The sequence below is a fragment of the Frondihabitans sp. 4ASC-45 genome, from assembly GCF_049472575.1.
Classification (GTDB): domain Bacteria; phylum Actinomycetota; class Actinomycetes; order Actinomycetales; family Microbacteriaceae; genus Frondihabitans.
This window is the reverse complement of the sequence record NZ_JBCEBN010000013.1, coordinates 16668-38313: the sequence shown is the minus strand read 5'-3', so window position 1 is coordinate 38313 and position 21646 is coordinate 16668. Positions and strand designations below refer to the sequence as shown.

The following is a 21646-nucleotide window of genomic DNA, read 5'->3' as shown; positions in this document are numbered from 1 at the left end:
CGGATCCTTGGTTTGTTGGGTTTGGCGTTCGGCTCAGGAAGTCGCGGTGACATCGTCGTCGGATCGGGCGATCGCAGCCCCGTGAGCCCGGTCGGCGACGGCCGAGGCAACGCTCGTGACCCGGCGCGACGCGGTCACGTCGGCTGCTGCCCGTTCGGCGGCGATCCGGGCCAGGCGGGCGTCGATGGCGGGGAAGAACGCCGACGCCCACACCGTGTAGCCCCTGTCGTTCGGGTGGAACAGGTCTTTCGCAGTGTTGCGGTAGGTGCCGATGTAGCCCTGTCGGCGGGTGGTCGCATAGAGCGGGGCGACGGTCAGGCCGAGCTCCCCGGCGACACGGCGCACGATCTCGTTCGCGACGGCGACCTTCTTCTCGAGGTCGGGTAGCAGCATGAACGGCAGGTCGGCGACGATCGCGTGCGGGGGGAGGGCCCCGTAGATGGCGCGGATGTTCTTCTCGAACTTCGCGGCGTTGAACTCTCCGACGTCGTTCGAGCCGATCGCGACCGTGACGATGTCAGGAGTCAGATCGGCGAGGCGCGGCACCTGATTGATCTTGCACAGGCGCGTCGTGGAGCCGCTCACCGCGAGGTTTTTGACGCCCACTGTCGAGCGGGTGGTGCGCTTGATGTGCTGACCGATGCGGCCGACGTAGCTGCGCGACGGAGCCGACGCACCGATGCCCTGGGCGGCCGAATCGCCGAGAGCCACGTAGCTGAGCGCCCCCTGCTGGGCGAAGCGCTCGCGCCACCACTTCGAATGCACGGGCAAGGTGCTGTTGAGCACGTCGGCCGCGACCTGGCGGCGGGCCATGAAGCGGCGGTAGTAGGCCGTGCCCGCGACGGCTGCTGCGGCTGCTCCGCCGACCGCTCCGGCGATCGCCTTCGTGTTGGTCATTCCGGCACGATACGCCCTCGCGGGTGTGCGGCCGCTCGGCCGTCTGCGCCTGGCCGAAGCGCAGGATCCGTCGGCTCATCCGGGCGATTCGGCAAGCTCCCGAATCTGTACTAAACTCGCTCTCGGTACCGTGTCCGAGCGGCCGAAGGATCATGTCTCGAAAACATGTGTGGGGGTTAACTCCACCGTGGGTTCAAATCCCACCGGTACCGCCACAGGCTGATCCAGCCCTTTAGGCGGTTCGCTTCTAGCCCTTTAGAAGCGGACCGCCTTTACTTATGCGGAACTGCGCGCCCATTTCGTTCGAGCATGATGGCGCTTTTCATTCATTCCGAAATGACGCCCGGCCGTGCATTCGCGATGTTGACGGCCATTGTGGCTTGTGAGCCGCGCTTGGGCGGTCGCCCCATTTGCGGACTGGGATGACGCGCCCCTGGCCTGGAGCCGCGCGGTTGCCCGGTGCCGTCGTGGACGTTCAGACGCTGGCGGATTTGCCTCATGTCAAACGCGGGGGATCAGTGCATCGCATCTCGAAGGGCTGTATAAGAACAATCAGCCCTTGGCCAGGGCGCCGCACGCTTACGAGGAGCAGGCCGACGGCCGGACGTACGGGAGAGAGGAATGAGCGGAACTGTCGGCGAGCACAACCTCTTCCGAGCTGGGGTCCTGTGTCGTCGTGTCTCCGTCGCTCTCGCCAACGAGCAGTGGTGTGACCTTCATGTCCTCGTCCGCATCGCGAAGCGGCGCCTCTATCGGCGCTGGTTTGGATCGCGATCGGTCAGATGCTCGATCGAGCCGGCTTGGTGGAAGTCCTGGATGCCACGATCGTCCACAGAAGCCGCGAACTGAACCTGCGGCTTGCCGACGGGAGCGCCGCAGGCCCTCGCTCGAACGTCTCACTGGAGGATCGAGTGAGCAACGACGACGACCCGCATTGCCGAAGCGGGCACCGATGAGGCGCGTAGCCACGGGTTGTCGTCGACATCATCGCTCGGCGCGTCGAGGGATAGCTAGCATGCCCGTCTCACCACTCGTCGTGAGTAGGCCTGCACCGCGGTGATTCAAGACGCGCGCACGGGCGTGGCTCATGCGAGCCGTCACCCAGTTAGCGTCTCGCTCGGGAGCGGGATGCCCCTGCCGGTTCTGAGGAGCCATCCTTTCGCTGGCGACGTATCTCCGCATGCGCGCACGGTCTCGTCGTGCCGGCGAGAGCGTGCATGACTTCGTTGGCGCTGGGGTTCCAGAAGCGCTCGTCACGCGCCCTCTTTCGGCGCCTGCAACCATGCCCGAACGGTCGCTGAACTCAACTGCGCCGCGCGCGCGATCTCCCTCACGGATCCTCCGGCCCGTGCCGCCGACGTCACCGCCACTCTCAAGTTCGCGTCAGCTCTTTTCCGCAGCTCGCCGGCCGCTCGCAACCGAGAAAGCTCCGGTTCGCGAGGAGACCGCGCCGGTCGGGGACTCATCACGTTGTCCTTTGACCTCTCCATTACGTAGCAGTATTGCTACACTATAAGTACACCAGTCGGGGATTGGAGCGAACATGGTCACGGTTCGTCGGCCGCTTTCGCGGCCCGCCCCGAGCGGGGGGTCGACCGTGCGGTCGCCCATCCCATACGCTCGTCGCTGTGGGGGACACGGAAACTACCGCTGTGCGGCGACGATGACGGCGACGCTTCCGGACGAATTCGACAGTGTGTGGTCGGAGCAGAGCGGGGACCATCGGCTCACCATCGTGGAAGCGACTGGAACCGATTGGCTTATGGACGTCGCGGCGATCTACCGCGAGCTTCGGACGTCAACCGATGAGGTGCTCGACCCGAGCGTGTTCGCGGACATCGACGTCGTCGACGTCCAGCAGATCCAGGCCAGGTACTTGCGAACGATGATTCCACCGCGAGCTGGGGGCAACTTCAGCGTCATCCGGTCCGACCTCGCGGAAGCGTTGATGGGGTACCTCGGCGAGAAACTACACGGCTATCTCTACGGCTACCGGTCGACCCGCGACCGGGAACTCGTCCACCTTCCCGGCCGAGGCGTCGATCAGATCGGCGTGACGACAAGCGTCGACTCCGCAGGCCGCGACGTGGTGGTCGTCCTGATCGGCGAGGCGAAGGTGTCGGCGGAGGCCAAAAGCCCACCTGCGGTCGTCGAGACGAAAGATGATTCCCTCCGGAATCAGCACCTTGACCACATGTCCGACATGGATAAGCTGATCGGCAAGATCGCTGGCGCCTCCCGTCGGGCGCGCGGCGACGCCTTCATGTTGTTCCAGGTCGCCTTAGCGCACCTGGAGAAGGGCAATCACGACCAGGTCCACCTCCGTTCCGCCTCATTGCTGGTGCGACCCGCAGGCCACGGCGCGGAGACGGATTTCGGTTCCTTCCGGAGCGCGCCGGATGACTTTCATCCTGGCAAAGTGGACTTCATGATCGTCCGTACTGACGCGGCGGACATCGAAGCGACGATCGACTTGTTCCACCAGCTGGCATCGACAGATCCCGATGCACCCGAGGAAGGCGAGTCATGACCGACATCATCGACCGGGTGGTTCGCGCCGCCGGTTTCGATGACGTCTCCCGTGCCGCCGAAGAACGCGCGATCCGGGGCCGAATCAGCCCGCTTCGAGCGTTCGCCGAGGTCGATGACCTGCGGGGGCTTCGCCGGATGGCGCTCGTGCTGGAACTCCGCGCCCTCGACACGGAAGGTGCCGCCGCGGAAGAACTGTACGAGCAGGCGTTCACCTTCTGGCGCCTTCTTCTGGAACGCCAGGCGGAACTGGGCGAAGCAGACCTTTACGAGGCGGGTTTGCGTCTTGCGATGTCCGGCACCCTTGCCAAGCGCGTCACCGAGGTGCGTCAGGTTCTCGGGACGTCAATCCCGTCTGCAGAAGAACTCTCCGAGGTGCTGGCTTCGCCGACGGCCGTCCGGGACGTCAACTGGCGCGACCAGGTTCTTGGCGATGTGCGCCTCAGCCTGATCCTGCTCACGCGGAAAAATGGCGGGTGGGCGGACATCGCGTTGGCCCTCGCCTTGCTGCGCGGACTGCGCGAGCGTCAACAAGCTTTGGAAAGCGAATTCCTCGACCAGGTCGAGCAGCAACGCGACGCTGCTCTGGACTTGGTGGGGCTTTACCACTTGGCACAAATGGTCACCGTCGTGGGACGCTTCCTCGAAACGGGTGACGGCGTCACCGAACGCATCACGGTGCAGCTGGACCGTCACGCTAGTCGCGCCGCTCAAGCATTCGAAGCGGCCGGAGACATGGACACGGAGACCGAGACGCGACTGGTCCACCGCAGTCTGACTGCCCTCGTCTCCAATTCCATCTGGTCCCAGCTGTACGGGCTCGGGCAGTCCTTCTCCGATTTCGCCCAGCAAGTCGCCGGCCACGCCAGCAGCCCGCTTTTGGAGTTGTGGCCCAGTCAGCAGGAGGCTCTGCAAAGCAACTTCTTCGACACGTACCGGCGGGCGCTGCTCGTCCAGATGCCCACCAGCGCGGGCAAATCGCTCCTGGCCAAACTGGCGATCCTGCAAACGAACGCCCTGTACCCGACAGCGACAATCGCCTACGTCGTCCCCACCCGCGTTCTCGTCAACCAAGTGACAGACGACCTCCGGGTGGACCTGGACCCGTTGGGGATCACCGTCGAGCAGGGGGTACCCGTCTTCGAAATGGATCCGTCCGAGAACCAGCTCCTCACGGCGGAGACGAGCGTTATCGTCACAACGGCCGAGAAACTCGACCTGCTCATTCGGACCAACCATCCCGCCATGCAGGAATTGTCCATGGTCATCGTCGACGAGGCACACAACCTCAACGACGGCGAACGCGGTGCACGCCTCGAACTCGTCCTAGCGACCATCCAGCGCGACCGCCCCGGATCCCGCTACCTCCTCCTGTCTCCCTTCCTACCCAACGGGCGGGACCTGGTGCGATGGCTCGGCGGCACTAGGCAACTGGACCCCATCACCGTGTCCTGGCGACCCAACAAGCGAGTCGTGGGCGCGCTGGAAATCCGATCCGAAGGACGAGGCCGCAACTTCATCGACCTCGTCACCGCCAAGGCGGTCGAGCAGTCCAATCTGCCGGCCGGCGAACACATCGAATTGATCGCCGTCGGCAACAAACCTTCGGGTATCGGTGCCATCACTCGGTCCGCCGTCGATGCCCTGAGCCATCGCGGCGGCACCACCCTCGTGGTCGTCTACGGGCGCATGAAAGCAGCCCAGCGGGCGCAGGAGATCGCCGCAACGAAACCAGCCGTCCCCGGGTCAGCACTGCGCGACGCGACCCGTCGTTTCCTGGAAGCCGAACTTGGCGCCGGCAACGCGCTGTCTCGTGTCCTGGAGCACCGCGTCGCTTATCATCACGCCGGAATGTCCCTCGAAGCACGTCGCCTCGTGGAACGGCTCATCCGCGACGGGGAAGTGGACGTCGTCTGCGGTACCACCACCCTCGCCCAGGGCGTCAACTTCCCCATCAGCAACGTCATCGTCGAGGGACGCACGAGCGGGCGCGACGGCAAGAAGTACAGCCATGCGCAGTTCTGGAACATGGCCGGTCGCGCTGGTCGAGGACTGCATACCGACCTCGGCGTTGTGGCGTATCCGGTGCACACGGCGGAGCAACGCAAGGATTGGGTGGACTTCTTCGAGCAAGGTGCGGAGAGGATCGCCAGCCAGCTCGCAGAACTCGTCACCGCCGCCGACGAAATCGGTCAGAACTTTAACTTCGCCAACCTCCGGGACCACCCGACGCTGTCGGCCTTCTTGCAGTATCTCGCTCACGCAATGCACGTCAGCGGGGCAGCATCAGCATCTGACGACATTGAGGATCTGCTTCGCTCGAGCCTTCTTTTCCAGGACGTACAGGATCAGAATGCCGGCGGTGGTCGACGTCTTATCGAACTCTGCCGTAGGTACCTCGACAGCTTGCAGGGCAGACAAGGCCTAGTTGCTTTAGCTGACGGCACCGGATTCTCCACCCCGTCGGTCGGCCACATTCAGCGTGCCGTGACGGACGCGCCTACCGACTTCACCCCGGAGAGCTGGGAACCGTCGCGCCTCTTCGGGTCGGACGTGGCGGACCTGACGGAACGCATCCAGTTGATCGCCTCCGTGCCCGAGATGACGTTGGCGCCGGATGAGAATGCGGGGCCGTTCAACGCGGAGCGCATCGCGCAGGCCCTTCGCGCGTGGGTGGGCGGGGCAAGCATCGCGGAGCTGGGTGAAGAATTCGGCGCTCCCGGTCGCGAGGGGGAGGACAAAGTCACCATGTTCGCCTCCTACCTCTACGGCAGGCTGTCGACGAATGCGAGTTGGGGGTTGGGCGCGCTGGAGCGGGTGAGCCTGGCGCACCAAAACTCAACCGGCGACTCGGACCTGCTGCTGCACGTGCCCTCGATGGTGTACTTCGGAGTCGACACGCGCGAGGCGATCTGGATGCGCATGGTTGGGCTCCCGCGGAGTTCCGCGCGTGCGGCCGCGTACCTCTGGGAGTCTTCGCAGCAGGGCACTCCGCAGTCCTATGGGCAGCTCCGCGAATGGATCGACAGTCGCAGTCTGACGGAATGGTCGACCGCTTTGAGGTTGACGAGATCTCCTGGAGCGGCCGAAGATCATTGGCTGATCTGGAACGCCCTCACGGGCCGCGGCACCCCCTAGCGTTGTAACAACTCCTCCTGCGTTTTCCAGTACTGACGGGAAAAGCAGGAGGCGAAGCTTGGCCCCTTCCAATGGTGGGCGGATCACGCACCAGCGGGTCTACGAGATTGGTGGACGTAGGGACGAACACGGGTAGCGCCCAGGCGGAGTTTCCGACCATCTCGCCGGCCCTCTAACCACGATCCAAGCGTCGTGGCGGGACCCGGAACGGCACTAACCGCCGAAGCCGCTCGACACGTTCACATTCACTGCTCCCTCCGCCATGAGAAGTCCGCTTCGCGACGATTCGCTTCAGCCGGGCGTTCTCCGACTACAAAGCCTTCAACCGCTGCGCCTCTTCCTCTTCCAATGCCCCGTAAATCAAGCGCCAGCGGTTAAACCTCTGATCGGACACATGGAGCTTCTTGCACAGCTACGGGATGGCCAGGCCCTGCGCTTGAAGCTTTTCTGCCTCGCGCAACTTCGCGACGATCTGCTCCGCCGTAAATCTTTCAGTGGACGCCATCACGCGACTCCACCCTCATCTGCACCCTCATTATCGAGAAGACCCACGTAAGAACGGGATCAAGAACGGGGAGCCGGACGGTCGCGACATGGATAGGGTCGCCGACTGCTTTCCTTGCACTTCGGTTCATTCCTGAACCGGGCATAGTGTGTCTCCGTGGTGACAAAAAGCAGCGTTCCCAAAGTCGTTCCTTACGATTTGCCGTCTGGGGCGAAGAAATGGGAATGGCCCGGATACGGGGAACCACCTAGCCACCAACAGGTTCCGTACGAATGGGCCGTCACGAACTTTGCCGCCCGCTACTTCCGTGATCGCTTTTACGAACACGAGGATTTGCAGCAATCACGTGAAAAAACAACGTCGAGTGCCGTTTTTATGGGCGCACTTGCGGCTCGGTTTGGCCTAAGCCGGTCGAGCGTGATGAGAACCATCGATGGGACGCGTTGGCTAACAAGTGCTGATGTGGGGCGCTTTTTGAGGAACCCAGAGACGGCAATGGGTATGCGCGACGTAATCGACCATTACCGCCTGCTACACAAAAGTCAGACTCAGTCGGTCGAGTCGCTGGCTTCTTGTGTGGGTGCCGTCCGCCTGGAAATGTTGGGTCTGTGGAGGGACGAGATGACTTCTGAGGAACGTGTGGCAACGCTCGATGTGCTTGCTTCTGCCGTGGGTGAACTGCTCACGCTCGGAGCCGAACTGGAGTTGTCGATCGCCAAACGGAACGACTTCTCGCCCACCCACGACGTGAAGTGGATTCAGCTGAGGCAGTTCTTTGCCGAAAGCTTCGGGACCGAAACCGCAGCGAGTGATCTCGCGCTGAGCCACATGTCCCGAACTGAACACGTCCGGCGTCTCGTCGGAAACACGCCCACCACGGTCGCCGAGGTCTTCATGCGCATGAGCGACACGAGACCGGATGTCAATCGTGGACAAGTCGCCTCGACTCTCAGCCAGCTCTACCGGCAGAAGCAGTTGGAGCGAGTGTCGAAGGGCATCTACCGACAAAAGCGAACAACCTAAACCAGAAAGGCCCACCTGCCCCCATGAAGAGCCGCCTAAGCGGCGCAAGTAAGGCTCCTACCGATACGTGCATCTGCACGCCCAGCAAGAGCCTTCAAGCATCCAGTGCCCCCGGATGCTTCGAAGGTACTCCAGCTGTAATTGGTTCGCAAGCCTCTCTGCGTCGTACCCAGATTCCCTTTTCAACGCCCCGAGCTATTGACACTGATGGGCCCCGCCGCCTCGTCAGACGGCCTGGTCGACGGCGCCCGCCTGGGCCGTCATCCGCCCCGGGGAGACACCGTTCCCGCGGGCCCATTCCACGTCCTGCGGGAGGTGCGGCATGAGTCACAACCGCGTCCTGCTCCGGCGGGTGTGGATCTACGAGCCCGAGCAGGTGTACTCCCTGTACCGCCCCCGGTTCCACGAGAAGGGATGGTTCGTCGCGCACCGCAGAACCATCGAAGGGTGTGCGCGATCCATCAACCCGGCGACGCCGAGTGCGGCGCTGAACGCGATGGTGGCTGTGTCCTACTTCTTCCGCTGGGCTGTGGAGAACCACCTGTCCTTGGAGATGGAGGATCTGTTCCATCCCGACACTGTCGAGTGGTATATCTCCGACTACCTCGCCCGGCTTAGTCCTCTCCGGGCAACGACGCACAGGTCCATGCTGCGTCGGATCGGACCTGAGGTCACTCGACGTGCGCCGTGGAGGCCGAAGCCGGAGGCGTTCACGCGTCTCAAGCTCAAGGCGCCCTACAGTGTCCGTCAGACGACCGGCTTCGACCGAATCCTCGAAGACCAACCCACGGAGAAAGCCCGTCGCATCTTTGCCGCCATCCTCTACCTGTGCCTTGGGGCGGGTCTGCGGGGTCCGGAGGTGGCTCTGGTGCATGCGCACCACGTCACTCGCCACGACGGCTATGTCTCGGTACGCGTTGAAGGGCCCAAGCCTCGTGACGTCCCAATCCGTCACGAGTACGCCCAGCAGCTGTTCGAGCTGGCTTTGGCGTACCCGGAGGGCCCGTTAGTAGGCCACGTTCGTGAGAACGAGAAGGACATCACCTCCAAGCTCAAGCGGTGCCTCAAGGTGCCCGATTGGTCGCCGAGCTTTGTGCCTGCTCGCCTTCGCACCACCTGGATGGTGAACGTCCTCAACGGTGACGTGCGCCTTTCAGCGGTCCTCGAGGCGGCAGGGGTCGAGGGACACTCCCTCCGGGACCTCGTCCCGCACCTAACTGAGCGCGACGATCCCGATGACGAGGCTATGCGCCTCGCCGGAGGATCATTGTGAGGGGCGCAGGATTCCGGGCGCCGCGCCCGGTGAAGTCCGATCAGCCACTGATGACGATTCACACCACCCGGAAGGCGCTGAGCGTCTCCCGGACCATCATCGACAGGGCGGAGCTGGACGACGGCGCCTTGGTGTTTGATCGCTCGCGCCGCGGACAGTCCCGTCTGGTGTCTTTCCGGACTCTGCTGATCGTCGGCCTCGCCTACAAGATCCAGGATCCATGCCGAAACTGGAACCTGTCCAACATCGCTCGCTTCGTGCACACCTTCAACCGGGCAGAAAGGGCCCTTGCTGGTCTTGCTGACTTCGCTGGAACGTCTGATCACATCGAGACCGCCCTAAGAGCCATGGCCCGCTTGCTGGAACCGGAAGGCAGCTTCCATCGTGCCAACCCGAAGACCGGTGAGGTCAGGCCTCGCCCTGTGAGAATGATGACCCTCGACCAGTTCTGCAACCGAATCGTCGAGGCCAGCATCCCTCCGGTCTTCCAGCCCGCCCAGGTTCAAGCGTTGGACTCCACCGACGTGCCAACGCCGGCGAAGAAGCAGTTCTGGCCCAAGAAGCCGGATCCGGTCGTCGACAGCGACTACATGCCGCCCGCCCCGGAGCCGGAAGATGAAGAGGAACGGGGCTCCAAGGGCTGGCCGCGCGTCGGCTATGACGGGCGACTCCAGTGCTCCCTGGACCTCGATGCCCGTCTCGGGTGGCGGACGCAGACCGAAGACCATGACACCCACGCCTTCAACGGGCACGACCTGCACCTGCTGGTCGACGCAGGGTTTATTGGCTACGAAACGATCGTCTACTTCATCCGCGGCATGCTGTTCCGGCCCGCAGGAACCTACAAGGCCGATTGCGGCATCGCCCTCATCGACTCGCTTCGGTATGGGTTCGAGGCCGAGTGGCTCGCCGCTGATCGCGGCTACAGCTACTGCAAAGCCGAGAACTGGGTTCGCCGACTGGACGAGCGGGGCATCAAGTACATCCATGACCTACACGCGAACCAGCGGCGTTCCAAGATGCCTATCCGCAACAAGGCCGCGATCTGGATCGACGGGGTGCTGTTCACGAGTGCCCTGCCCAAAGAGCTGCGGAAGCTGGAGAACTTCGCCATCGACATGAGCGACGAGAACAAGACCAAGCTGCGGGAGAAGTACGAGCGCCGTATGCAGTACGCGTTCATGGCCAATGGCCCTGTGCGGCCTGACGGCAGCGTGCAGCTCAAGGGCCCCGCGATCTCGGGCCGCCTTCGATGCCCGAACGTCGCGATTTCTAGGCGGTATGCCATGAGCAAGCCCGAGACGAAGTGCCAACCGAACTCATGCGATTGCGGCTCGACGATTGTTGTCTACCCCCAGGAGAGCGCCCGGGAGCGTCAGCCGATGCCGTTCGGGACGACCCGGTGGGCGGAGCTGTACGGCATGCGGACCGCCGTGGAGAGCGTCAACTCCAACTTCAAGATCTGGCGCGGCGTCCTGCACCGGCACAGCAGCTTCGTTTTCGGCACCACGCCCAACGCGATCCTGCTTGCCCTTCAATGCGCCGCGATCAACGTCAGCCTGTTCCACGACGCCTACGACGACAAGGTCACCATCAAGACCACCAAGTCCGAGCACGTCCCGCCAAAGAGACGTCGTAGGGGCGCAGCCCGTGCGCTGCACCAGCGCAGGGCGCGCAGCAAGAAGCGCCTGACGGGACCGCAGCCCGTCACGCAAGGTCGTCGGCGCTGATCACACCCGCGGCGGKGCCAGCCCTACTCGGCTGGCACCGCCTGTCTTCCCCACCAGAAAGGTAAAGCCCTTGTCTCATCAGCAGCTCGTTCGCCCAACCATCCGGGACCCGCACATCGACCGCCGTCCTGTTGCCAATGTTGGACCTCCGAACGCCGACTTGACGCGTCAGTTGGTGCAGGTCCATGCGTCCAATCGCGACCTCATCGTTGCCGTTGCGACAGGTCGGCGCCACATCGTCGGAGTCCTCTCGTGAGCGTTGTCGAGTGGATCTACGAGGCCGAAAGCTTGGACGGCCGCCTGACCCGCTTGGCCGCAAGTACACACGGCACTTTCACGTCGGAACAAGCCCGCCGCGTCGGCCTCACCCCGGAATATCTGCGCCGCAAAGTCACAGACCAAGTTGTCGAAGTTGTTGACGAGCCTTCCATCTACCGTCATCTCGCAAGCGAGGCGCCCTGGTACGAAAGCTTCTACCGCGCGGAGTGGGCGTCGATCCATCCGGCGCAGTTCGCCGACGAAAGAACAAGCTCGTACAGACAGCCGCGAGACGTCATCACTGGGCAGTGGGCACTCAGTATGCAGGGTTTTTTCCCCTTCTATCCCCGAGGCCTCTTCCTCTTCTCCGAACCGACATCAACAGACTCCGCGTCCATCGACGTCGTTGTCCACCCCATTCAGCCAGAGGACTGGACTTGGACGGCTGGGCTCCCAGTGGCCCGCCCTGCCACGGCGATCGCGGACATGGTCCTTGCCCAGGCCGACGAAGACGCCATCCGGGACAACTTGCAAGAGGCCGTCCGGCAAGGCGACTTCGACCTGCGACGGTTCTCGGAGATCGTCGAGGCCAGCGCCTTTAGCAACCCCGCGATAGCGGAGAGCGGTGCGGAGACCTTTGGGCGGCTCTTTGGCACGGGAAACACCTGGATCACCCGTGACGACGTCGTGACCTCGACAGCATTTGATGGCCGCGACATCACCGTCACCTCCACCTACCCCTCGATTGAAAGGCCTTAGGCATGTTTCACCTCGACGACGAAACACACGTCCTCATTGCCGGCGACTGGCACAGCAACCTGAGCTGGCTCCTGAACGTCATTCCAAGAGCCCGATCGGCGTCCCCGGTGGCGCGCACACTTCTGCAGCTCGGGGACTTCAATATTGGCATGGGTCGCCACGCCAAAGCGTTCGTCAACATGGCCGACTCGCTCTGCCGTGGACAGGGTATTGATCGCCTCCTCATCACGCCGGGGAACCACGACCATTGGGGGCGCCTAGAAAGCATTGAAGGCTGGCACGAGGGGCGTCCCGCTCAGATCTCGGAACGCATCTGGGGCCTGCCCCGCGGGTACCGATTCGCAATCGGAGGTCGCACCTTCCTATCCTTCGGAGGTGCAGCTTCCCTGGATCGCCACGATCGCGTCGAGGGCAAAGACTGGTGGCCCGAAGAGGTCGCCTCGCCGAAGCAGTTCGACCAGGCTGCCGCTGGGGCTTACGCGGACGTCATGCTCACGCATGAGGCCGTCGATGGAGGAACATCCGCCACGGACGGGATCGCCGCTGGTCAAAACCCATACGGCTGGCCCGCCGACCGCCTGGCCGCCTCCGCCGAGTCACGGCGCCTCACCACCGACCTGTGGAACCGTGTACGGCCTCGGGTGCTGTTCCACGGGCACCTGCACCAGCGCGCCTCCGGAAAACTACCCGACGGTCGACGCGTGTATTCCCTGGACCGTGACTTCCGTCCGGGCAACGTCGGCGTCCTGACGCTAGACACCTTGGAATGGACGTGGGCGTGACCGGAGAGGCCACGCAGCGGCAGCGCGCGCTGGCTCCGATGGGCGATGGCACTTGCGGGACCACGGATCGCCGTCCACCATGACTTCATGGATGCTCGCGACGATCAGCCGAACGGGTGGGTCACGGACGCAATTCGTTGCCAGATCGAGGTGTCCCAGGCCGGGCCCAGGCGTTCATCCGACAATGTGGACGACCTGATGCGCGCCCTGGGTCGTCCCTCGCAAAAGCCCGCGGATGCCTAGTCGCCGACCTTGATGTCGGTCGTCCGCGAGCCTAGGGAGCAGAGGATGCCCGAGGACTCGACGGACGACCACGAGGCTGAACCCGCCACATTGGTGGCGGCCCTGGCAGGTCAGATTGCCGCGAAGAGTGCCGAGTTGAATCGACGACTGGCCGAGCCCGGCGAACCGGAATGCTAGCCGCTAAACAGATGATCAGGCGCTGGCGAGAGCTGGCATCTCGCTCCAGATGCGGCCGTCGAGGTCGCGGCCGCCGGCCTTGGGCGTGCGGCCACCCCACTGCTTGTGGAAGAAGGGCACATCGTGCTCCATGCAGTTGTCCCGAATCTCTCGCACCCATCCCGCATCAAGCGGGCGGGCATTCGGCCCCGATTCGCCACCGGTGATGACCCAATCGATTCCCGTGAGGTCCAGGGCCGACAGAGGCCCAATCAGCGGTTCGCAGGACAGGAACTTCACCGCGGCCGGCACTTGGCGGAGGTGGTCGACTCGGTGCAGGTAGTCCTCATTCTCGACGCTGACTCCGAGCCATAGATTGGTGGGCCAGTTCAGCTTGTCGGCGATGCGCGGGAGCCTCGATGACCTTTTGGTGAGAACCTGATAGGTGTGCTGCGGGGTGGCGCTGATGACGTCGAACACGCGGCTGACGAAGTCCAGGGGGACCCTCGCGTGGAACAGGTCGCTCATCGAGTTTACGAATACGGTGCGGGGAGCCTTCCACCTGAACGGTTGCGACAGCGCCTTCTCGTGCAGGGTGATACCGAAGCCGGGACCGGAAGTCACAGGGTTTCCGTCGTTCTGGTACTTCTCGGCACCCATCGCCTTCAACCGTTTCGCGAGCGTCAACGCGTAGCAGTTGTCGCACCCAGGCGACACCTGATCGCATCCCGTGGTCGGGTTCCAGGTCACCTCAGTCCACTCGATGCCGGTCTTCGCTGCCATCTCTTCCCCCTACGTAATTTCCGTTACGCGATTCCCGTAACGGGAATCGTGTAATAGGATACCCGAAATGGAGGCATATGTCGATGCTGTGCGGGAGCTGTCGCGTGCCGCTTTCGGGCAGAAGTACCGTCTGGAGTGCATGCTCGCCATTGCCGAGTCCGGCGACGGGATGGTGACGTTGAGCACACTCGCGAAGGCGTTGGATGTGTCCACGAGTAACGTCCAGGACCCGATCAAAGCGTTGCTGGCAACAGGGTTGATCTCACCCTTGGACTCGGGAGATTCCCGCAGCAAGTTTTACGTCCGGAACGCCAGTTCAGCGTGGGAGTGGTGTCGGGAGCTGGCTCAGCGCGCGCGCGAGACGGCAATGCTTCACCAGGACGAGCCGTCCCGGTCCACTTAGCCGCAGTGCTCCGGCGTGCGGTCAGCGGAATACGGGCGCCGTGCGGCGCTGAATGATCACCCGGTCAAGCTTCCCGCTCGGCGCCTTTCCGGCAGTGACTCCTTCGGCGTAGAGCTGGTTCCACGCAGCCCGCAAGTGTTTTTCGCGGCCCGCTCCGAGGGACCTACCGAGGACCAGTTTCACTTGCGATTCGACCGACAAGGAGGCGTGCTCGACGAACTGCTGCCGCAGATTCTCCTTGATGTCGGCGATGACGTCGGCATCGAATTGGACGGCGGCGGCTTGGAGAATCTGCGTCAGCTCCTCTGGTGAAGGCTCGCCGAGGACGAAGCCTTCCTTCTCCTGGCGTCTGGCTGCATCGTCGACGTCCAGTTCGCCCATGATCTTTCGCCATTCTTGCAATGCAAGGCTGACGGCCTCGTTATAAGCGTATCCGGCCAAATTCCGGGGAAAGAAAAGGGTGAGGAAGAAGATCGGCTTATGGTGGGCGCGGCGCCGAATGGGAACGCTGAAGGTCGAGCAGCCGGTGGCCCTCTGGATGCGTTTGTTGTACTCACGGGCCACGGCCGTGGCGGCGTTGTCGATGAAGTCGTTGTCTTCGGTGGATGCCGCGTCGAAGAAATGCTGCCGCCACCAGGGGCCGCCGAGCCAGCCATCGGCGCGTTCGAGGGCTTTGGTGCGTCCGGGCGCCGCATCATCTTCGAAGAGGCGGCCGCCGATGCGGCGGAGGGCATCGAGGCTGAAGTTGAGTAGTAGCTCCGTTGTGACCATGCCGGGCCGCTTAAGGATGGTGTTGATCGTCATATCCACGTCGACTGTCGCGCCGAACGGGTCGAGGAACACCAACGTGGGCACTCCGTCGAGTCTCGCCATTGCCTGCTGCAGATGGTGGGCGATATCGCCTTTCCACGCGACGGCGGGTGTGTGAGCCGTGCTGACCAGAGCGTTGAGGCGGGAGAAAATCGCAGGGTCTTTCTCGACGAAGACGCAGTCCAGCTTTCGGCCGGTTGCCAGTAGGCCGGTCGCGATTTTGAGAGCGATCTGCGGCGATCCTTCTGAGACCGTGCCGGTGCGAATGTTGACGTAGTTTCCGGGTCCGGCGTATCCGTCGACGAATCCGACTCGGTGGCCGACTAATGTTGAGCCGAGCCGCGCAGCAAAGACCGCCAGATACTTTCGAAGAATCGCATGCTTGAGGATCGCCGCCGATTTCTTGTTGACGTCGAAAAACGCATCGTGCTTGGCCATGCCCGTACCGGCTTCCCCTCAGGGGCGTGCGCCCTGTGCGGCACGATCCAGTTCCCCCTCTCACACTGTCGGTCGCGGCAGCGGGACCGTAAGGCGCTTCTGGCGCCAGCATCCTTGGATGACCAGGCCCACCCTGATATGTGGGACTGAGCGCGTCGCCGGCTGTGAAGTCCCTTCGACCCGGTGACAATGTTCTACGGGAAGTCACCACTACGCCTTTTGGGGGGCACATGAGCAAGGAAGCTATCTGGGACATTGCCGCGCACACCAGCGTCAAGCACGACCTGCTGCGCACGTACCTGGGCGCATGGTTCCCCATCCTGGGAAAATTCAACCGGCGCGTCGTGTTCATGGACGGCTTTGCCGGACCGGGCCGCTACCTCAACGGTGAGCCGGGGTCACCTGCCATCGCCCTAGGAACGTTCCTGGACCACAACTACGCCGCGAACTTGTCCGGCACCGAGTACATCTTCGTGTTCACCGAAAACCATGCGGAGCGGTTCGCGTCCTTAGAACAAGTCGTTGAGGCCGAACGTGTCGCCCGCGGCGGGTGGCCTGAGCACGTAAAAGTCATCGTCGAGAACAAGAACTTTACGGAGGTCGCCGAGGATATCCTCGGCAGTCTTGGCCACAAGGACCTCGCCCCGACCTTCGCGTTCCTTGATCCCTTCGGCTACAAGGACGTTCCGATGGATGTCATCCGCCGCCTGATGAGCTACTCCAAAAGCGAACTGTTCATCTACTTTGACATCAACAGCTTGAACAGGTTCGCTACCGCCGGCCAACAGGTGGACGTCCACTTCGAGGCGCTCTACGGCACGACTGAGTTCAAGAATGCCCCCGCGGCCGGGGACCCTGGCCGTCAACAGTTTCTCCACGACCTTTATGAGCGGCAACTCAAGAATGTCTGCGGGTTCAAGCATGTGCGAAGCTTCGAGATGCTTGGCGCGAACGGAAAGGCCATCAACTACCTCTTTTTCTGCACGAACAGCAGCGTCGGGTTTGACAGAATGAAGGGTGCCATGTGGAAGGCAGCCCCATCCGGCGATTTTCGTTTCCGAGACAGCCTGGGCGGTCAGCCGGTGCTTTTCCAACCGGAACCGGACACGGCGCCCCTCCAATCCCAGTTGCTTGAGACCTTTGCCGGTAAGACAGTGGACATAAGCACGTTGGCGGATTTCGTGGTGACGTCGACCCCCTACGTGTCGTCGCATTTGAAGACGAGAACGCTCGTGCCCCTTCAGCTCGCAGGCAAGATTTCCTCGCCGAACCAGCGGCGGCCGAAGCAGTTTCCGCCTGGAACGCAAGTGACGTTCCCCTCGTTGCCCGCGATCGCCACCGACTGATCACGGCGGCGCCCATCGGTCAAGCGCCTTCGCCGCCAAACCAGTCAGCCCGTCGTGTGAGGGGCCGAAAGGAGATGTCCGGGGGCTCGGCGGCCGTCATCCGCCGTCCGATCCGGCTAGCAAAGCCGGGGCGTTGTTCGACGGATGCGCCTCTCTTCCCTGCTCGCGACCCCGGTAAAGCCACTCAGCGATCTACTTCCGGATGCTTGCCGCGTCGAGTGAGGGAGCCGGACAGGGCGACGGACTCGGACATGACATCTATTGCCTCGACGAGACGGCGAAACACCGGTTCGAAGTCGTGAGGGGTGAACACGCGACCGTCGAGCCGAGGATCTCTGCCCGAACGGTCGGCTAGGACACTCTTGTAGCCAAACTAGACACCGGGAACGTCTGGGACGGCTCGCGTCCATACGCGATGCGGTACCTGGTTGTGGTCGTCGAGCGCGCCCCGCGCGACGAGGAGCGAGGCCAGCACTCGAGCGACGGCATCCTGTTCGTGTGGCTCCGTGTTCAGACGGAGACGCTTCCGATCGTCTTCTCGTTCTTTGCGCGGGTGGCGGCGAAGTATTGGCCGGGAACCTCGTCCTGGTGGACTCGAATGTCCAGGAAGGACGCGCAAAGCGGTGCCGCTCTCTCGTCTCAACCGGGCTCTCGACCCCGCGGGGCGTGGTTCGCCCTCAAAGTCGGCGGCTTCAGATCGTTGGACCCATTCGTGTCGAAGGCCGCCGAGTGCTGGCTCACGCACTCCTCCACCTCGCCGCTCCATATTCCGTTTGACTACGAGGCCAAGCCACAGGAGAACTCATTCTCTCCCCGAAGAGACTTGCCAGTGGGTGACGCCTAACTGCGTTGGATCACGCCAACACGCCGCGCGACCCCTGAGCCGCCCTGGGGCAGCGGGCGAAACAAATGTGACGGCAGTTCACTTTCGTGTACTGTGAAATACATTGGTTGGTGGGGACAGGGGATCAAGCGTTTGTTGCAGGACGAACTTCGCAGTGGGGGCTTGAGCGACCTTGCTGATGTTCTCGATGAGCTGGAGCGGCAGACCACGGCATGGTGGCGCGTTGCCACACAATGGGGCTTCACGGATCATTCGCATACTCACTCCCGTCGCGTGGCGAACCGCGCCGAGGAACTCATCGAGGTTTCTGGCGTCCCCGACAGACTTCAGCTAAACCTCGTCGAACGGTTCGTCCTGGTTGCAGCCGCCTGGGTCCACGACATCGGCATGCAGAACGCCGGCCAGGATGACCGTCCCGTCGATGTCCGCAGAAACCATCCCCAACGAACCCGAGACCTCCTAAAGTCGAAAGAGTTCGATTTCAAGCTGCAGGACGCGCTGCTGTTGAGTGCCATCGGCATCGTCGCCCACGCGCACGGAACTAGCTTCTATCGAGATGTTCTCGACGGTACCGACGAGGTTCAACACCTTCGCGGTGAAAAAATCCGGATCCACCTTCTCGCCGCCCTGCTCCTCCTGAGCGACGAGCTGGACCTCCACAACGAACGCGCTCTCGACTACGAAGGCCAGCCCGACCTGTCGCCCGAGTCTGGTGCGCACTGGCTGAAGCACCAGTGCGTCTCCCATGTGCACCTGACCGACGAGAGTAGCGGCGTCACGATCAACCTTGACCTCGCGTTCCCGGCCAATCTGATCCGATCAGACGCGGCCGAAGTGGAAGCCTGGATCGTCGACAAGCTCATGATCCAAATGGTCATGATCGACGGCGAACTCGACGCCGGCTACAACGGCAAGATGCAGATGAATCCCCGCGTAGCAGTCACACGACGGTGGATCGATATCCCAAATAAGCGAGTCACCGCCAATGTGCTCGCTGTAATCAAAGCCGAGAACGCCAAGACGCGCCGAGGTCTCGAACGGCTTCGACGACGCGGACGAGCGGGCGCAACGCGGCGAGCTGCTGGGGAAGCTCCTCGACACCGCCTCCGAAAGCACCATCCGGATTGTGTTCGCCCTGTCAGGCATGGAATCCTTGACGGAGCAGGATTCAGACTGGCTGATTAACAAAGCCCTGAAGAACTTGACTGCGATTGATCTCGTGTCTTCCTTCATCACCTCCCACAGCGAACAGGAGTCCTCAGTGTCTGACTCAGCTTGGACCGTTCTGAATGTGGGAAAGACGGACCCGAGAGCACTTCGCGATTTCGCCGCCCAGTTCTTTGGCCGACGAACCGACTTGCTCACCCAGTACTTCCTCAACTACGAGGAAGCTATGAAGGCAAAATTCAGTGAAGACATGAGCGAGATCGGGACTCGGTAGATGGCACTCGATCAGATCCTCGCTAAACGGCAAGCGATTGAGTTGCTGAGCGCTGTTCCCTACTTCGATTTCGACACTGGCGTCGACGTCGTGACCTTGATCCAGGAGCGTTTGGACGTCACTGTTTCTTCCAAATGGGCGGCCGACTATCTCTTCGAGTTGGCTGCAGCCGGCATTCTTGAGCCAGTGAAAGATTTGCTCCGTGTGCCGGAGTTAGTTCGCGATTCGATGCTGGAGGCCGTTCGCCAGCGAGACGACAACCTCATTGCCGAGGCGTTGGAGATCTACACGAAGAATGCGCAGGGGCAGCTCGGGAGCGCCCTCCAGGCGATTGTTGGACCTCGGGGAACCCGGGTCCTTTTAGAGAGCCTTGCCGTCATTGCGGCACCGGAGGACTCGACGCGGTTTGATCAGCTGATCGAGACCGTCCATCGATCGTCGCGGCTCGGACGGCCCCACGATTCCGCTTCGGCCGCTGTTTTGCTTCGACGTTTCTCTTCAGCTGACGACCGCAGCTTGATGTTCATCGAGGGTCTTTCATTGTGGCAGGCCGGGAAGCGACGTGAGGCAGCTCCCTTATTCGAAGGCGTGCTCAAGACCAAGTATCGAGACAAAGCCGAAGGGATCGCGGCACACCTGTTGGGCGTTCAAGCTCACGAGTCGGGACGTACACAGGCCTTGCAGCTATTTCGACGCGCGGAAGCGGCCCTTCAGCGAACGCATGACAATCGTGGTCTTGCCATTACTCGTTCGTCCCACGGGCGGGTGCTCCGTGATTTGGCTCGCTCCGAGAGTAACCCTGAGCGTCTGACTGAATCTCTTAGCCAGTACAGGAGAGCAGAAACCTCGCTGGAGAAGACACCTGCTGACGATTCCGCTGATTATGCCAAGTCGCTTGGTCGCATCCACCTCGGCATGGCGCAAACTTATTTCGATCAGGGAGACCACCCGGCAGCTCTGGAGTATGGTCGGCGTGCCTTGGACGCATTTGGTTCGGCCTCCGACGAGAAGCTCTTCGCCAGAACAGTTCTGGCCCAGTTCTACAAAGATTTAGATCGAATCCCCGAAGTGCTCGATGTTCTCAATGAGAAAGTCATCGGAACTGGCGGGATCGTTTCGAGGCGCGACGAACCAGCTGCTCTGGCTTTGAACGTTTTGGCCAGTATCCAGAGGCGAAATCGTGACCTGCCGGCGGCGCGCCGAAATGCCAAACTTAGCGTGTCTATCGGTGAGAATTTGGGTATTCGCAAGCACATTGCTCACTCGTTGGTGACTCTCGCCCGCATCGAGATCGATCTGTTGCCCGCAGATATTAGTTGGGATGATCGCAAGGTCCGGAATATTCGCTCGTTGCTCCACAGGAGTCAGGGAGCTTCAGGGCCTCGACACGACGTCAGAAGAGCCGTCGATGAGCTTCTCCTTCTGTTGCCACAATTCTCTGACCACGAGCAAGCCGCTACTTATACCGGACCTGCGAAGATCGCGGCAGCCGAAGGTGTATCCCAGCCGGGTACTGACGGCGACACCGACGAGGGCAGAGGCGTACCAGCGGACTAATGGATCGCCGAGCGCACCACGCGGATCAAGACGCGCGAATCCTCCATGGCATGCGCTTATCTGTGGACGGGCAACAGGTCCGCACGAGCGGAGCAGGACAGAGGAGTGGTGGCGAGCCGCGGTGTCTGGTCTACTTTAGGGTCTGCGCGCGACGCTGGCAGTGTGATGTCTCCGGTCATCGGTGATGTTTCTGCGTCGAGACATCGGTGACGGTTGCTGTGTCAGGACTTTGGTGACGGTGCGGTCCCTGGGCCGCGGGGTCGACCATTGCTGGTGTGGGTGACCCCTCGGGCCGGCAGGGGATGCTCGACGACAAGTTCGCCGGTCGCGACGAGGTAGAACGCGATTATCGTCTCGTCTCGTCGCGGACCACGGCCACGAGTTGGCAGGAGAGGTCGCTGCCGATCAGAAACTGGTAGAAGTGTCTGCTTCCCTTAGGAGGACAAAATGAAGACGAGCTATATAGCCGAACCCCAGGATGACGGCACAATCGAGGTCACGGCTCGGCTCGACGGTCGGACCGTGGCCGTTATTCACGAATCCGCTCCCGACCGATGGGCGACCGAGATCATTCGCTCTGGACACATCCCCGTCGACAGGCATTTCGAGTTAGCTGCGACATGGCAGGAGGCGGCCCAGGCGGTGGCCGCCTGGGGCAACAACAAAGTCGAGATTGTCGTACCCGAGGTGTAGGCCCCTGGGCCTTCATGATTCCTCACGAGTCGGGAGCT

The 21646-nt window shown here is 62.4% G+C and carries 16 protein-coding genes and 1 tRNA gene; 14 read left to right on the top strand and 3 right to left on the bottom strand.

Translation table 11 applies throughout. The annotated features are described in order from the left end of the window. Positions 1-33: 33 nt before the first annotated feature. Positions 34-897, bottom strand: coding sequence for an SGNH/GDSL hydrolase family protein (locus VH571_RS15800; RefSeq protein WP_423265369.1), 864 nt, complete (start codon positions 895-897; stop codon positions 34-36). A gap of 124 nt (positions 898-1021) precedes the next feature. Here VH571_RS15800 and VH571_RS15795 point away from each other — a divergent pair. The 9 genes from VH571_RS15795 (at position 1022) to VH571_RS15755 (ending at position 13314) form a co-directional block, all read left to right on the top strand. Next, positions 1022-1112 (top strand) — tRNA-Ser (locus VH571_RS15795). A 1448-nt stretch (positions 1113-2560) separates the two neighbouring features. Next, positions 2561-3427 carry a hypothetical protein gene (locus VH571_RS15790; RefSeq protein ID WP_423265368.1) on the top strand — a complete coding sequence of 289 codons (867 nt, stop codon included), beginning with the start codon at positions 2561-2563 and terminating at the stop codon, positions 3425-3427. Then, positions 3424-6564 carry a DEAD/DEAH box helicase gene (locus VH571_RS15785; protein WP_423265366.1) on the top strand — a complete coding sequence of 1047 codons (3141 nt, stop codon included), beginning with the start codon at positions 3424-3426 and terminating at the stop codon, positions 6562-6564. Before VH571_RS15790 ends, VH571_RS15785 begins: the two co-directional genes overlap by 4 nt. A gap of 661 nt (positions 6565-7225) precedes the next feature. Beyond that, a complete protein-coding gene (locus tag VH571_RS15780; protein ID WP_423265365.1) occupies positions 7226-8092 on the top strand; it encodes a hypothetical protein in 867 nt (288 codons plus the stop codon). Between the two features lie 322 nt (positions 8093-8414). Continuing rightward, a complete protein-coding gene (locus tag VH571_RS15775; RefSeq protein ID WP_423265364.1) occupies positions 8415-9365 on the top strand; it encodes a hypothetical protein in 951 nt (316 codons plus the stop codon). A gap of 50 nt (positions 9366-9415) precedes the next feature. Beyond that, positions 9416-11095 carry a hypothetical protein gene (locus VH571_RS15770; RefSeq protein ID WP_423265363.1) on the top strand — a complete coding sequence of 560 codons (1680 nt, stop codon included), beginning with the start codon at positions 9416-9418 and terminating at the stop codon, positions 11093-11095. 252 nt (positions 11096-11347) lie between these two features. Next, positions 11348-12112 carry a type IV toxin-antitoxin system AbiEi family antitoxin domain-containing protein gene (locus VH571_RS15765; RefSeq protein ID WP_423265361.1) on the top strand — a complete coding sequence of 255 codons (765 nt, stop codon included), beginning with the start codon at positions 11348-11350 and terminating at the stop codon, positions 12110-12112. Positions 12113-12114: 2 nt separating this feature from the next. Beyond that, on the top strand, positions 12115-12894 hold the full coding sequence (locus VH571_RS15760) for a metallophosphoesterase family protein (RefSeq protein ID WP_423265360.1): 780 nt from the start codon (positions 12115-12117) through the stop codon (positions 12892-12894). A 288-nt stretch (positions 12895-13182) separates the two neighbouring features. Next, entirely contained in the window at positions 13183-13314 is a 132-nt protein-coding gene (locus VH571_RS15755; RefSeq protein ID WP_423265359.1) for a hypothetical protein, read from the top strand. A 15-nt stretch (positions 13315-13329) separates the two neighbouring features. Here the strand turns inward: VH571_RS15755 and VH571_RS15750 are convergent, their stop codons facing one another. Then, a complete protein-coding gene (locus tag VH571_RS15750; RefSeq protein WP_423265358.1) occupies positions 13330-14076 on the bottom strand; it encodes a DUF5131 family protein in 747 nt (248 codons plus the stop codon). 67 nt (positions 14077-14143) lie between these two features. On the opposite strand from VH571_RS15750, the gene VH571_RS15745 reads away from it, so the two are divergent. Further along, a complete protein-coding gene (locus VH571_RS15745; protein ID WP_423265357.1) occupies positions 14144-14479 on the top strand; it encodes a MarR family transcriptional regulator in 336 nt (111 codons plus the stop codon). A gap of 21 nt (positions 14480-14500) precedes the next feature. Here VH571_RS15745 and tcmP read toward each other — a convergent pair whose 3' ends face one another. After that, positions 14501-15727, bottom strand: a complete 1227-nt coding sequence (tcmP, locus tag VH571_RS15740) for a three-Cys-motif partner protein TcmP (protein WP_423265356.1) — start codon at positions 15725-15727, stop codon at positions 14501-14503. Between the two features lie 230 nt (positions 15728-15957). Here tcmP and VH571_RS15735 point away from each other — a divergent pair, with 230 nt between their 5' ends. From VH571_RS15735 to VH571_RS15720, 4 genes are all read left to right on the top strand, one after another. Then, entirely contained in the window at positions 15958-17073 is a 1116-nt protein-coding gene (locus VH571_RS15735; protein WP_423265355.1) for a three-Cys-motif partner protein TcmP, read from the top strand. A gap of 1006 nt (positions 17074-18079) precedes the next feature. Further along, positions 18080-19102, top strand: a complete 1023-nt coding sequence (locus VH571_RS15730; protein WP_423265354.1) for an HD domain-containing protein — start codon at positions 18080-18082, stop codon at positions 19100-19102. Positions 19103-19358: 256 nt separating this feature from the next. After that, positions 19359-20915, top strand: a complete 1557-nt coding sequence (locus VH571_RS15725) for a hypothetical protein (RefSeq protein ID WP_423265353.1) — start codon at positions 19359-19361, stop codon at positions 20913-20915. A 447-nt stretch (positions 20916-21362) separates the two neighbouring features. Next, on the top strand, positions 21363-21608 hold the full coding sequence (locus VH571_RS15720; protein ID WP_423265352.1) for a hypothetical protein: 246 nt from the start codon (positions 21363-21365) through the stop codon (positions 21606-21608). Positions 21609-21646 lie beyond the last annotated feature (38 nt).